Below are 12341 nucleotides of genomic sequence, written 5' to 3'. Positions count from 1 at the left end.
TTGGCGGGCTGTCCGCCGTTAATCGTAGGGTGCGCGAGCCGCGCACCGAACCTTAGTGATGCGGGTGCAGTGCGTCCTTGAGATACACGCAGGTGAGAATGGTGAAGACGTAGGCCTGGATGGCCGATACCAGCACCTCGAGCCCGTAGACCGCCGTCACGGCGATCACTGAAACCGGTGCGAATGCGATGCCCGCCGCGGCAAAGCCCGCGAACACCTTCAGGACCGCGTGACCGGCCATCATGTTGCCGGCCAAACGAATGGAGTGGCTCACCGGGCGCACGAAGTAAGAGATGATCTCGATGATCGCGAGCACCGGGCGCAGCGGCAGCGGTGCGGCCGAGACCCAGAAGAGGCTGAGAAAGCCCGCGCCATTCTTGACGAAGCCCACGATGGTGACCGTCAGAAAGACGCCGAGCGCGAGGACGGCCGTGACCGCGATGTGCGAGGTGGTCGTGAAGCTCATCGGGATGAGCCCGAGGAAGTTCGCGAAGAAGATGAAAACGAAGAGCGTCATGATGTAGGGAAAGAACTTCACAGCGTCCTTGCCCGCCACATCGACGACCATGTTGTGCACGAAGCCGTAAAAGAGCTCGGCGACAGACTGTGCGCGGCTCGGGATCACGGCGCGGCCCCGCGTGGCCACCACGAAGGTCAGCACCGTCGCCACCACCGCCAGCGCCATCCAGAGCGTGACGTTGGTGATGGTGAACATGCCGATGCCACCGTCGCCCGCGCCGAAGAGCGACTTCACCTCGAACTGATCCATGGGCTTGATCGAGAGACCACCGCCCTCCGTGCCGTCAGCCATCCGCGTTCTCCTTGGCAGCCTCGGCCGCCTGCTTCTCCTGGACCTCCTTGGCAGTGCGCATCATCACGTTGATGCCCGCCGCAAGGCCAAACAATATGAACAGGATAAGGAAGATCGGCGTAGTGCCGAAGAGGCTGTCCAGCCCGATCCCAATCCCGAAACCGACGACGATGCCCGCCACCAGCTCGATCACCATGCGCCAGGCCACATTGGCCATCGTATAGTGCTCGTCTCCGCGGGGCGGCTCGGCCTCGTGACGCGCTTTGGCGGCTGCGAGGCGCGCCTCCAGCTCAGCCATGCGCTTTTCGTCGCTCACCGGAGCCTCCTGCGGAACTCGCGGAGGTGGTATGCAACGGGGCTGGTGAAGTCAATTGCGGGTGACGGGCCGGGGAGACGCCGGCAAGTTACGGAAATAAAACAGATTATTCGAGCCATTGATCACGATCGGCCACGCCTCACCGCCGGAGGTCCGGCGCGGAAGATTCAACCAATCAGTTGAGGATCGGGGCCCGGAGCTTGATCCGACCGCCCGCGCCGGGCTACGCCGCCCCATGGCCAGTCTCGATACCGTCTTCGCTGCCCTCGCCGATCCCACGCGCCGCGCGATCCTCCAGATGCTCTTGGAGGACGACATGGCCGTCACCGACGTGGCCGAGCCCTTCGAGATGTCGCTGGCCGCCATTTCCAAGCATCTAGGCGTCCTAACCGCCGCGGGCCTCGTCAGCCAGGAAAAGCGGGGCCGGGTGAAGTGGTGCAAGCTCGAGCCGGACGCGCTGCGCGACGCATCCGTGTGGATGCAGAGCTTTGGCCAGTTCGAGGCGGTCAATCTGGAGGCCTTCGAGGCCTTCCTCGCCCGCGAATTGCCGGACGCCCCCGCCGAAAGCTAGGAGCGGGGGCCCGCTCCGAGGCCCTCGAGATCCTCTCGTCCATCCGACGGCGGGGCGGCCTCGCTCTTGAGGAGCATGAGGAGCGCGGTGGCCGTCAGGACCACGCCGCCCAGCACGAGCGGCGCGGGCACGTCGCCCACCAATGCGATCTGCCAGAGGATGACCCAGCTCGGCGTGAGGTAGGTGTAGGCCATGACCTTCGCCGACGGGAGGCGCAGCGTCGCGTATTGCAGGAGCACGAAGGTCGCCGCGCTGGCGGCGATGGCGGTGTAGAGGATCGTGATCCAGACGATCGATGGCAGCGCGCCCCACTCGGCCGAGAGGATCTCCGGCGCGCCAAAGAGGCCGAGGAGAAGACCGCCGGCGAGGAGCGTGCCGAAGGAAAAGGCGATGGGGTTCTCGCCGCGGTTCAACCGCGCGACCATGGGCGTGTAGACCGCGTGCGCCAGGCACCCAAAGAAGTAGATCGCCTCGCCTCGGCCGATCTCGAAGGCAAGCAGCGCGGCCAGATCCGCGCGAAAAATAACCCAGAGCGCGCCCGCTGCCCCGAGCGCCAGAGCCAGCGCCATGCGGCCCGTCGTCCGCTGCCGGAGCAGCACCCAACCGAAGCCCGCCGCCATCAGCGGCGTTAGCGTGAAGACCGCCGCCGCCGAGACGGGAGGCGCCGTCTTCAGGCCCTCGAACATGAGGTAGAAATAGGCCGAGAAGAGCGCGCCGAGCACGAGGTAGCGCCAAGGCGCCGCGCCATCGCCCGGCCGGAACGCGCCCGTGGCGAGACCGAGCACTCCGATGACGGCGGCGGCGATGACGAAGCGCACGGCGTTTAGCGCCGCGGGATCGAGAAGGTTCGCGGCCTGCGCGCCCAGCGCGAATGAGCCCGCTACGAGCGCCGAAAAGGCCAGCATCGCGAGGTGGCCGCAGTGCGCCTCGCTCATGCCTCCCAGCTCTTGGCCGCCTCCTTGAGAAACGCGAGGAAGCTCTGGACCTTTGCGGTGCGGTGCAGGTCCACATGGGTGACGAGCCAGAGCGGTGCGCTCCATTCCGGGCGCGGCGGGGTGACCATGGTAAGATTGCTGTAGCGCTCGGCCACCTTCACCGGCAGGAAGCCGATCCCCGCCCCCGCCACGACGCCGTCCTCGTTGGAGCGGTTGTCTGCAGTGCGGTAGACGATGTTTTCCATGGGCACGTGATCGCGCAGCCACATGTTGAAGGGCGCGCGCGTCTCCTGGTCGTGGCCTACGAAGAAGTGGTCCTTGAACTCGCTTTCATCCTTCGGGAGGCCGTGCCGCTCCTTGTAGAAATCGGCAGCGTAGAGCGCGAGGCCCTGGCGCACGAAGGGCTGCACGACATTGTCGGGCTGATCGGGCGCCGCCCCCGCGCGGATAGCGACGTGGGCCTCTCCGTATTCCAGCCGGAAGAGCCGGTCGCCGGTGAGGTAGCGCACGGTGAGCTCAGGATGCTCTTCGCGGAAGGCCGCGAGCACCGGGGCGAGCATGGGCGAGAAGGTGGCCAGCGAGGTCACCACGAGCTCGCCCGTGACGGACGCGCCGCGGCCCTTCAGACGGCCGGCGAGCTGGGCGAATTGGTCATCGGTGGTTTGCGCGACGAGGAGGAGGTCATTGCCGGCCTCCGTGGCCGTGTAACCCCGCGCGTGCCGCTGGAAGAGCTTCACGCCGAGCTTGCCTTCGAGCGCGTCGATATGGCGGATGACGGTGGCGTGGTGGACGCCCAGAACCTCCGCCGCGCCGCTCACCGTCCCCAGCCGCGCCACCTGGAAGGCGGTGCGCACTTCGTCCCAATTATCCATGGAAGCCTCATGTGCAAATCCTCACATGAGAGGTCTATATTCGCAGATTGCGTGCGCGACAAGAGGGAGCAAATATCGCGCATCCCGGGGCGCATCGCCCTGCCGACCAAGGACACACCGACATGGCACAGACCATCCTCCGCATCGACGCCTCCGCCCGCAAGGAAGGCTCCGTGACCCGCGACCTCACCGAGAAGGTCACGGCCCGCCTCGGCGCCGAGCGCGTCATCACCCGCGACCTCAGCGACGGGATCGACCTCCTCGACGAAGGCTGGCTCGCGGCCAACTGGACCGCGCCGAACGAGCGCAGCGCCGCGCAGAAAGCCGCGCTCGCGGGTTCGGACACGCTCATCGAAGAACTTATGGCGGCCGACACGCTCGTCATCGGCGCACCGATCTACAATTTCGGCATCCCCGCCGCTCTGAAGGCCTGGATCGACCAGGTGGCGCGCGCCGGCATCACCTTCAAATACACCGACACCGGACCGCAAGGCCTCCTCGAGGGCAAGCGCGCCATAATCGTCACCGCCTCGGGCGGCACGAAGGTCGGCTCCGAGATCGATTTCGCCACGGGTTACCTCAAGTTCGCCCTGGGCTTCATCGGGATCACCGACGTGGAGCTCGTCGCCGCCGACCAGATGGCGCTCGATGCTGAGGCGAGCCTGAAATCGGCCAATGATCGGGTGGAGGCGCTTGCGGCGTAACACGCTTCAGGCCCCCGTGAGGGCGCTGTCACAAAGCTGGAACCTTCGACAGCGCTCCCCACATCCGTAACAACAGACACGCAGTCCGCGGGATCGACCCTCCCAACGCAGGACGCAAACCAGACAGCCCGCGGCGCGCCCTCCCTCCGCCGCGGGCTGTCGCTTTTTCAGCGCGCTGCCTTATGTCCGCTCCCATGCTGAGACCGACCCGACTGGCGCTGACGGCGCTCCTCTCCCTCGCCTTCCTCTACTATGGCCTGCGCAAACTCACGGGCGATCCGCGGGACGTGATGCTCTATGCCGAGCTCGGCTTCGGGCAGTGGATCCGCTTCGTGACGGGCTCCGTGGAGACGTTCGGCGCGCTGGCGCTCTGGCCTGCGCTCACGGCCCGCTGGGCGGCGCTGGTGCTGACGGGCACGATGGTGACCGGGCTCTCCGCGATCACGACCTTCACGAGCTTGCCCTTCGCCCACCTCATCCTTCTGCTCATCGCCACGCTTGTGCTCAGCGCGCTGCACTGGGTCCCGCGCCTGAGGTGAGGGTGGAACCGGGGCTCTGCCCCGGACCCCGAGGTACGGTGCACAAAGAAGGCGGGCCCGCGCGCCCGACGTCTTGCGGCTCGGCCCCGATCGTTGCCTGACCGGGCGGGCGCGGCGCTTGACGCGGGGCACGCCTTGGGCCATACGCGCCGCCAATTCCGGAGAGTTGTGTGCTTTCCGGTCCTCAGGCTCCGGCCAGGATCGCCCCCCACCAGCGAGTTTCGCCCGTGGGGGCCGTTCTGCATTGGGCCTTTGGAATTCGCCGCCGAGGGCTCACATAGGGCCCAGACGCATCATCACGGAGGGCTGCGCCCATGTTCGAGAATCTGTCAGACCGCCTCTCTGGCGTCTTCGACCGGCTGACGAAGCAGGGCGCACTGAGCGAGGACGACGTCAAGACCGCGCTCCGCGAGGTGCGGGTGGCTCTGCTCGAAGCGGATGTGTCGCTCACCGTGGCGCGGGACTTCGTGAAGGCTGTTCAGGAGAAGGCCACCGGGCAGGCCGTGACGAAATCGGTCACGCCGGGCCAGCAGGTCGTCAAGATCGTCCATGACGAGCTGGTCCACGTCCTTGCAGGCGAAGGAGAGCCTGGGTCGCTCAAGATCGATAACCCGCCCGCGCCGCTCCTCATGGTGGGCCTCCAGGGCGGCGGTAAGACGACGACGACGGCGAAGCTCGCCAAACGGCTGAGCGAGCGCGAAGGCAAGCGCGTGCTCATGGCCTCGCTCGACGTTAACCGCCCGGCGGCCATGGATCAGCTCGCGATCCTGGGCACCCAAATCGGGGTCGACACGCTGCCCATCGTGAAGGGACAGGACCCCGTCGCCATCGCCAAGCGCGCCAAGCAGCAGGCCGCGATGGGGGGCTATGACGTCTACATGCTCGACACAGCGGGCAGGCTTTCGATCGACGAAGAGCTGATGACGCAGGTGGAGCAGGTCCGCGACGTGGCCACCCCGCGCGAAACCATCCTCGTCGTCGACGGCCTCACCGGCCAGGACGCCGTGAACACCGCGCAGAACTTCGACGACCGCATCGGCATCACCGGCGTCGTGCTGACGCGGATGGATGGCGACGGGCGCGGCGGTGCGGCCCTTTCCATGCGCGCGGTTACGGGCAAGCCCATCAAGTTCGTCGGCCTCGGCGAAAAGATGGACGCGCTCGAGACCTTCGAGCCCGAGCGCATCGCGGGCCGCATCCTCGGCATGGGCGACATCGTCTCTCTCGTGGAGAAGGCGCAGGAAGTCGTCGAGCAGGAACAGGCCGAGCGCATGATGAAGCGCTTCCAGAAGGGCCAGTTCAACATGAACGACCTCAAGATGCAGCTCGAGCAGATGATGAAGATGGGCGGTATGGAGGGCATGATGTCCATGATGCCCGGCGTCGGAAAGATGAAGGGGCAGATGGCCGAGGCCGGCATCGACGACAAGATGCTCAAGCGGCAGGTCGCCCTCATCCAGTCCATGACGAAGAAGGAGCGCGCCAATCCGCAGCTCCTCCAGGCGTCCCGCAAGAAGCGCATCGCCAAGGGCGCGGGGCTCGAAGTGCAGGAGCTCAACCGCCTCCTCAAGCAGCACCGCCAGATGTCGGACATGATGAAGAAGCTCGGCCGCAAGGGCGGCAAGGGCCTCATGAAGCAGCTCGGCGGCATGTTCGGCATGAAGGGCGGACCGTCGGAGGCGGAGATCGCCGCCGCGCAGGCGCAGATGGGCAAGATGGGCGCGATGCCCCGTGGCACCGGTGCGGGCGGTCTGCCCGGCCTTGGCGGGCCCGCCCTGCCCCCGGGTCTCAGCGGGTTCGGGAAGAAGAAGTGACGGCGACGCATGCCCTCCCCGTCCCGGGCTTGACCCGGGACCTCGCTCTTTCAGGTGAGCGTGAGGCCCTGTGTCTAGCCCCGGGTCAAGCGCGGCGCGGAATGATCGCATGACCAAGTTCTTCATCGAAACCGAGCGCCTGATCCTGCGCAAGCCCGATGGCAGCGAACTGTCCGCCGTGCAGGACTTCTACGAGACCGATCGCAGCCGCTTCGTCGGCGGCCCGGCGCCGCGTCCCGACAGCTGGCGCAAGGCGGCGATGTTCTTCGGCCATTGGAACCTCCGGGGCTACGGGCTCTTTACCGTCATTCGCAAGGACCAGGACCGCGCGATCGGCCTCATCGGCCCGTGGTATCCCGAAGGATGGGCCGACCATGAGATCGGCTGGCACATCTGGCGCGCCGAGGATGAAGGCCATGGCTTTGCCACCGAGGCTGGACGCGCCGCGCTCGGCTGGGCGCGGGACACACTCGGCTGGACGCGCGTGGTCAGCTACATCGCGGAGGGCAATGCCGCCTCCATCGCCGTTGCGGAACGCATGGGCGCACGGCTCGATCCCGCGGCCGCGCATCCCTCCACCGGGCCCTGCCTCGTCTACATGCACCCGGAGGCGGCGGCATGATCCCGACCCTCCAGACCGAACGGCTCACGCTCACCGCGCCCGGCGCACGCCACTTCGCGCCGCTTGCCGACTTCTACGCGGATGACCGGTCGTCCTTCGTGGGGGGTCCTCTGACTGCGGAGCGGAGCTGGCGCGTGCTGGCCGCCGAGATCGGCCACTGGACGCTGCGCGGCTATGGCCGCTTCGCGGTTGAGCTGACCGAAACAGGCGAGATGGTGGGCCTGGTCGGCCCGTGGAACCCCCATGGCTGGCCCGAGCCCGAGCTCGGCTGGGACCTGATGAACGGCCATGAGGGCAAGGGCTACGCCACCGAGGCCGCCCTGGCCACGCGCAACTGGGCCTACGGGACGCTCGGCTGGAGCACCGTCATCAGCCTCGTGGCCGAGGGCAATGGCCCGTCCGCAGCGCTGGCGCGACGGATGGGATGCACCCAGGAGGGGCCGTTCACCCACGAGGTCTACGGCACCATGAACATCTGGCGCCACCCGGGGCCGGAGGCGCTGGCATGACGTTGCCTCACGAGCTCCCGGCCACCGGGCCCTCCGTGGTGTTGGCGGACGCCATGCAGGCCCTCGTACCTGTTCTCACGACGGAGCGCCTGACGTTGCGCGCGCCTCGGATCGAAGACTTCGCGGCCTATGCGCGGATCGCCGAACAGCCCTCGGCACGCTTCATCTACGGCGAGATCCCCAGTCGTGACCACGCCTGGGCAGATTTTGGCCAGCTCGTCGCGACGTGGATCCTGCGCGGCCACGGCATCTGGACGGTCGAAGCGGAAGGTGAGGTCCAGGGCTTCGTCCTCATCGGCTTCGAGCCGGGCGATGACGAACCAGAGCTTGGCTTCATGTTCCTGCCGGAGGCCGAGGGCAAAAGCATTGCCTTCGAGGCCGCCACAGCCGCGCGCGACTACGCCTTCAGCGCGCTCGGGCTCAGGACGCTGGTTTCCTATATCGACCACGAGAACACGCGCTCCATCGCGCTGGCCACCCGCCTGGGCGGCACCCGCGACACGGATGCGGAGAAAGCCGACGACACCGTCACCTACCGCTACATCAAGGAGGAGGCCCGGTCATGAGCGATGCCGAGAAAGCCGCCCAGATCCTCAAGGGCCACCGCGAGTCGATCGACCGCCTCGACGCGATCCTCGTCTACACGCTGGGCGAGCGGTTCAAGCACACCCAGGCCGTGGGCGTGCTCAAGGCCCAGCACGACCTTCCCCCGTCCGATCCCGCGCGCGAAGACGCGCAGATCGCACGGCTCGAAGATTTGGCGAAGCGCGCGGATCTCGATCCCGAATTCGCCAAGAAGTTCCTGAACTTCATCATCGCTGAAGTCATTCAGCACCACAAAACACACCAAGACAGAACCTGAAGGAAATCACACCATGGCCATGAAAATTCGTCTCGCCCGCGGCGGCACCAAGAAGCGCCCGTTCTACCGCATCGTCGCCGCCGACAGTCGCATGCCCCGCGACGGCCGCTTCATCGAAAAGCTCGGCACCTACAATCCGCTCCTCCCGAAGGACAGCGAGGACCGCGTGAAGATGGACATGGAGCGCGTGGAGTACTGGCTCGGCAAGGGCGCGCAGCCCACCGACCGGATCGCCCGCATGCTCGAGGCCGCCGGCGCCCGCGACAAGACGGAGCGCAACAATCCGCAGAAAGCCAAGCCCGGCAAGAAAGCCCAGGAGCGCGCCGAGGAGAAGGCCGCAAAGGCTGCAGCAGCCGCTGAAGCCGCCGCAGCACCGGCTGAGGAAGCCCCCGCCGAGGAGGCACCGGCCGCAGAGGCAGCGGCAGAGGAGTAAGCACCCCATGCTGCGGCTCATCCGGTCGGCGATCCTGGTCAGCGTGGCCTTCGGCGCGGGGCTCACCTACGAGCGCGCCGAGGCCCGCGAGACCTGTGCCGTGGAAGCGGATTGGGGGCCCTGGCTCACCTGCGCCGCGCGGGAGATGCTCGAAGAGGTGATCCAATGACCGAAGACAGGGTCTGCGTGGGCGCGATCGCCGGCGCCTTTGGCGTGAGCGGCGAAGTGCGGCTCAAAAGCTTCTGCGCGGACCCGCTGGCGTTGGGCGATTACGGCGCGTTGAGCGATGAGGCGGGTGCGCGGCGCTTCACCGTCCAGATCGACCGTGCGGTCGATAAGGGCCTCATCGGTCGCCTCTCCGGGGTCCGCTCCAAAGAGGACGCCGATGCGCTCAAGGGCACGCGGCTCTATGCGGAGCGCGCCGCCCTGCCCCAGCTGCCGGATGACGAGTACTACTACTCCGACCTCATCGGGCTTGCCGTCGTCGATCCCGGCGGCGGCACGCTCGGCACCGTGAAGGCCGTGCTCAACCACGGGGCCACGGACATCCTCGAGGTGAAGCTGCCCGGCTCCTCGGAGACGGTGCTCCTGCCCTTCACGCAGGAGGCCGTGCCCACGGTGGATCTCGGGGCACAGCGGATCGTGGCGGACCCGCCCGAGGGCGTCTTCTGATGGCGCTCTCCCACGGGCGCAAATCCATCCGCGCCACTGCAGAGCCTCGCGCGCTCATGGAGCGCGAAGAGATCGCGGGCGCCTGGACCGCGCGGGTCATCACGCTCTTTCCCGAGACCTTTCCCGGCGTTCTCGGGGCCTCGCTCACCGGCAAGGCGCTCAAGGAGGGCCGCTGGCAGCTCCACACCACCGATCTCCGGCTCTTCGGCGAGGGCAAGCACCGGAACGTGGACGACAAGCCCGCGGGCGGCGGCGCGGGCATGGTGCTGCGCGCCGATATCGTGGGCCGCGCGGTGGAGGCCGCCGCGGGGCCGGGCCCGATCCTCTACATGTCGCCCCGGGGCGCGCCGTTCAGCCAGGCCATGGCCCGCGACCTCGCCGCCGGTCCCGGCTGTACTGTTCTCTGCGGCCGCTTCGAGGGCGTCGATGAGCGCGCGATCGCACATTACGGGATGCAGGAAGTGTCCATCGGCGATTACGTCCTCACCGGCGGCGAACTCGCCGCGCAGGTCCTGCTCGACGCCTGCATCCGCCTCCTGCCGGGCGTCCTCGGTAACGAAGCGTCCACCGAGGAGGAAAGCCACAGCGCGGGCCTCCTCGAGCATCCGCACTTCACCCGCCCCGCCGAGTGGCAGGGCCGCACGATCCCCGACGTGCTGACCTGCGGCGACCACGGCAAGGTCGCGGCCTGGCGACGGGAGCAGAGCGAGGCGCTGACCAAGGCGCGCCGCCCCGACCTCTGGGACAAGCTGCACCGCAAGGAGTGAGGGGCCAGCCCCTCACACTCCCCGGAGTATTTGGAGCCAGTGGAAGAAGGGATCTGTTCCGCCTTCCATTGGCCCAAAATACTCCCCCCGGAGGGCCGCCAGAGGCATCCCGCCCTTGCCACGCGCGACCGCGCTCCGTATAGCAGCCACATCGCGGCGCCGGGGTGACTCGGCGCTTCGGTCGTTTGCGGGGACGTGCCGCGCAGCAAAGAACAAACTCATCCGCGGGCAAACCGCGTCGTCACATGGAAAGGAGAGGCCAGATGGACCTCATCGCAACCCTCGAGGCGGAACAAGTCGCCGCCCTCGGGAAAGACATCCCAGACTTCAAGGCGGGCGATACCGTGCGCGTCGGTTACAAGGTGACCGAAGGCACCCGGACCCGCGTCCAGAATTACGAAGGTGTGTGCATCGCGCGCAAGAACGGCGAGGGCATCGCCGGCTCCTTCACGGTGCGCAAGATCTCCTTCGGCGAAGGCGTGGAGCGCGTCTTCCCGCTGCACTCCACCAACATCGATAGCATCACCGTCGTGCGCCGCGGCCGCGTCCGCCGTGCCAAGCTCTATTACCTGCGCTCGCGTCGCGGCAAGTCCGCCCGGATCGCGGAAGACACCACCTACAAGCCGAAGAAAGCGTAAGTCAGATGAAAAAAGATACCCATCCCGACTACCACTTCATCGACGTCAAGATGACGAACGGCGACATCGTGAAGATGCGCTCCACCTGGGGCAAGGACGGCGACCAGATCTCGCTCGACATCGACCCTTCCGTGCATCCGGCCTGGACCGGCGGCAATGCCAAGCTCATGGATACCGGCGGCCGCGTCTCGAAGTTCAAGAAGAAGTACGAAGGGCTCGGCTTCTAAACGACGCCCTGCAGAATTCGAAAAGGCGGCCTCTTTGGCCGCCTTTTTTGTGCCTCACCCTTTGCGACCGGCCTGCGGCGCCGTGCTCAGAGCCAGGTGGCCGGCGCGTAACGGTAGGCTCCGCCCTCGGCGCGAATGCGCCCGAAGCCCGGGAAATGCACGTGACTTCCCGCGATGAGCATCTGGTCGGCGGCGGCCATGTCGAAGACGCGGCGTCGGCTCTCGGCAGCGAGCGCGGGGTCGGTGTCGAAGCCGAAGCCGGTGTCGGGCAGCACGGTATGCACATCCGCGGAATGCAGCGTATCGGCCACCATGAGCACCTGCGCGTCCCCGCCATCGATCATGAGAAGGCCGTGGCCCATCGTGTGACCTGGAGACACCATGAGGGTGATGCCGGGAGCGACCTCGGCCCCGTCGGCCACCTGCGTGAGACGGTCGCCATAGGCCCCGATGACCCCGGCGGCGAGATCGAAGAGGCCCTGCGCCTCCGCCGGGGCCGCCGCGCGCATGGACGCGTCCGACCAGAAGGCGACTTCGGCTTCTGAGACGATGACCTCCGCCTGCGAGAAGGCCGCGCCGCCCTCGCCGAGGAGGCCGCCCACGTGATCGGGATGCATGTGGGTGACGAGCACGGTGTCGATATCCGCCTCACCCAGCCCCATCGCCGCGAGCGCGGCCCCCATGCGGCCGAAGCCGGGGCCGAGCACGTCTAGCGCGCCCATCCCCGCATCGATCAGGATCGTGCGGTCGTCCGATTGCAGCAGATAGGCGTTCACTGGCGCGGGCAGCAGGTCGCCCAGGCCGGCCGCGGCGGCGGCTGCGTCGATGGCGGCGTCATCTCCGAAGAAGAAGCCCCGACCGAGCGGCGCCACGCCATCGAGAAGCGCGGTGATGCGGTAGCTGCCCAGGGGCATGTCGTAGAGCGCGGGCTGCGCGGGCGCGGCATGGCCCGCGGCATTGGCGCTGGCCACGTGGACGAAGCCCGCCAGCGGCGAGGTCGCGGCGAGCGTGCCGAATTGGCGTCGGGTGAGGGTCATGGGCTGGGTCCT

The 12341-nt window shown here is 67.4% G+C and carries 19 protein-coding genes; 14 read left to right on the top strand and 5 right to left on the bottom strand.

Translation table 11 applies throughout. The features are described from left to right. Window positions 1-52: 52 nt before the first annotated feature. Both AAFM92_15610 and AAFM92_15605 read right to left on the bottom strand, forming a co-directional pair. Complete coding sequence (locus AAFM92_15610) at window positions 53-811, bottom strand: F0F1 ATP synthase subunit A (protein MEL7301804.1); 759 nt, start codon at window positions 809-811, stop codon at window positions 53-55. Beyond that, window positions 804-1109, bottom strand: a complete 306-nt coding sequence (locus AAFM92_15605; GenBank protein MEL7301803.1) for an AtpZ/AtpI family protein — start codon at window positions 1107-1109, stop codon at window positions 804-806. The genes AAFM92_15610 and AAFM92_15605 overlap by 8 nt, the downstream gene beginning before the upstream one ends. A 253-nt stretch (window positions 1110-1362) precedes the next feature. Between AAFM92_15605 and AAFM92_15600 the strand changes: the two genes are divergently transcribed. Then, window positions 1363-1698 carry a metalloregulator ArsR/SmtB family transcription factor gene (locus tag AAFM92_15600; protein MEL7301802.1) on the top strand — a complete coding sequence of 112 codons (336 nt, stop codon included), beginning with the start codon at window positions 1363-1365 and terminating at the stop codon, window positions 1696-1698. Here AAFM92_15600 and AAFM92_15595 read toward each other — a convergent pair. Then, entirely contained in the window at window positions 1695-2633 is a 939-nt protein-coding gene (locus tag AAFM92_15595) for a DMT family transporter (GenBank protein ID MEL7301801.1), read from the bottom strand. The two genes, AAFM92_15600 and AAFM92_15595, sit on opposite strands and share 4 nt — an antisense overlap. Continuing rightward, window positions 2630-3505 (bottom strand): LysR family transcriptional regulator, encoded by an 876-nt coding sequence (locus AAFM92_15590; protein ID MEL7301800.1) that lies wholly within the window; start codon window positions 3503-3505, stop codon window positions 2630-2632. Before AAFM92_15590 ends, AAFM92_15595 begins: the two co-directional genes overlap by 4 nt. Before the next feature lie 122 nt (window positions 3506-3627). On the opposite strand from AAFM92_15590, the gene AAFM92_15585 reads away from it, so the two are divergent. The 13 genes from AAFM92_15585 to rpmE all read left to right on the top strand — a co-directional run bounded on the left by AAFM92_15585 (window position 3628) and on the right by rpmE (window position 11292). Next, window positions 3628-4209, top strand: coding sequence for an NAD(P)H-dependent oxidoreductase (locus tag AAFM92_15585; protein MEL7301799.1), 582 nt, complete (start codon window positions 3628-3630; stop codon window positions 4207-4209). 194 nt (window positions 4210-4403) lie between these two features. Next, complete coding sequence (locus tag AAFM92_15580) at window positions 4404-4748, top strand: DoxX family protein (GenBank protein ID MEL7301798.1); 345 nt, start codon at window positions 4404-4406, stop codon at window positions 4746-4748. Window positions 4749-5062: 314 nt separating this feature from the next. Then, complete coding sequence (gene ffh, locus AAFM92_15575) at window positions 5063-6562, top strand: signal recognition particle protein (GenBank protein MEL7301797.1); 1500 nt, start codon at window positions 5063-5065, stop codon at window positions 6560-6562. Between the two features lie 109 nt (window positions 6563-6671). Continuing rightward, complete coding sequence (locus AAFM92_15570; GenBank protein ID MEL7301796.1) at window positions 6672-7184, top strand: GNAT family N-acetyltransferase; 513 nt, start codon at window positions 6672-6674, stop codon at window positions 7182-7184. Beyond that, a complete protein-coding gene (locus tag AAFM92_15565) occupies window positions 7181-7693 on the top strand; it encodes a GNAT family N-acetyltransferase (GenBank protein ID MEL7301795.1) in 513 nt (170 codons plus the stop codon). Before AAFM92_15570 ends, AAFM92_15565 begins: the two co-directional genes overlap by 4 nt. Beyond that, a complete protein-coding gene (locus AAFM92_15560) occupies window positions 7690-8259 on the top strand; it encodes a GNAT family N-acetyltransferase (protein MEL7301794.1) in 570 nt (189 codons plus the stop codon). The genes AAFM92_15565 and AAFM92_15560 overlap by 4 nt, the downstream gene beginning before the upstream one ends. Continuing rightward, a complete protein-coding gene (locus AAFM92_15555; GenBank protein ID MEL7301793.1) occupies window positions 8256-8555 on the top strand; it encodes a chorismate mutase in 300 nt (99 codons plus the stop codon). The genes AAFM92_15560 and AAFM92_15555 overlap by 4 nt, the downstream gene beginning before the upstream one ends. 13 nt (window positions 8556-8568) lie before the next feature. Beyond that, window positions 8569-8988, top strand: coding sequence for a 30S ribosomal protein S16 (gene rpsP, locus AAFM92_15550; protein MEL7301792.1), 420 nt, complete (start codon window positions 8569-8571; stop codon window positions 8986-8988). Window positions 8989-8995: 7 nt separating this feature from the next. Further along, complete coding sequence (locus tag AAFM92_15545) at window positions 8996-9157, top strand: hypothetical protein (protein MEL7301791.1); 162 nt, start codon at window positions 8996-8998, stop codon at window positions 9155-9157. After that, window positions 9154-9660, top strand: coding sequence for a ribosome maturation factor RimM (gene rimM / locus AAFM92_15540; GenBank protein ID MEL7301790.1), 507 nt, complete (start codon window positions 9154-9156; stop codon window positions 9658-9660). Before AAFM92_15545 ends, rimM begins: the two co-directional genes overlap by 4 nt. After that, window positions 9660-10427, top strand: a complete 768-nt coding sequence (trmD, locus tag AAFM92_15535; protein ID MEL7301789.1) for a tRNA (guanosine(37)-N1)-methyltransferase TrmD — start codon at window positions 9660-9662, stop codon at window positions 10425-10427. Before rimM ends, trmD begins: the two co-directional genes overlap by 1 nt. A gap of 263 nt (window positions 10428-10690) precedes the next feature. Beyond that, window positions 10691-11065, top strand: a complete 375-nt coding sequence (gene rplS, locus AAFM92_15530; protein ID MEL7301788.1) for a 50S ribosomal protein L19 — start codon at window positions 10691-10693, stop codon at window positions 11063-11065. A 5-nt stretch (window positions 11066-11070) separates the two neighbouring features. Continuing rightward, the gene (gene rpmE, locus AAFM92_15525; protein MEL7301787.1) at window positions 11071-11292 is read left to right on the top strand and encodes a 50S ribosomal protein L31; all 222 of its coding nucleotides are present in this window, start codon (window positions 11071-11073) and stop codon (window positions 11290-11292) included. An 86-nt stretch (window positions 11293-11378) separates the two neighbouring features. Here the strand turns inward: rpmE and AAFM92_15520 are convergent, their stop codons facing one another. Beyond that, window positions 11379-12329, bottom strand: coding sequence for an MBL fold metallo-hydrolase (locus AAFM92_15520; GenBank protein ID MEL7301786.1), 951 nt, complete (start codon window positions 12327-12329; stop codon window positions 11379-11381). Window positions 12330-12341: the final 12 nt, after the last annotated feature.

It is taken from the genome of Pseudomonadota bacterium (assembly GCA_038533575.1).
Taxonomy (GTDB): domain Bacteria; phylum Pseudomonadota; class Alphaproteobacteria; order Rhodobacterales; family Rhodobacteraceae; genus Shimia_B.
This window is presented reverse-complemented; position numbering and strand designations above follow the sequence as displayed.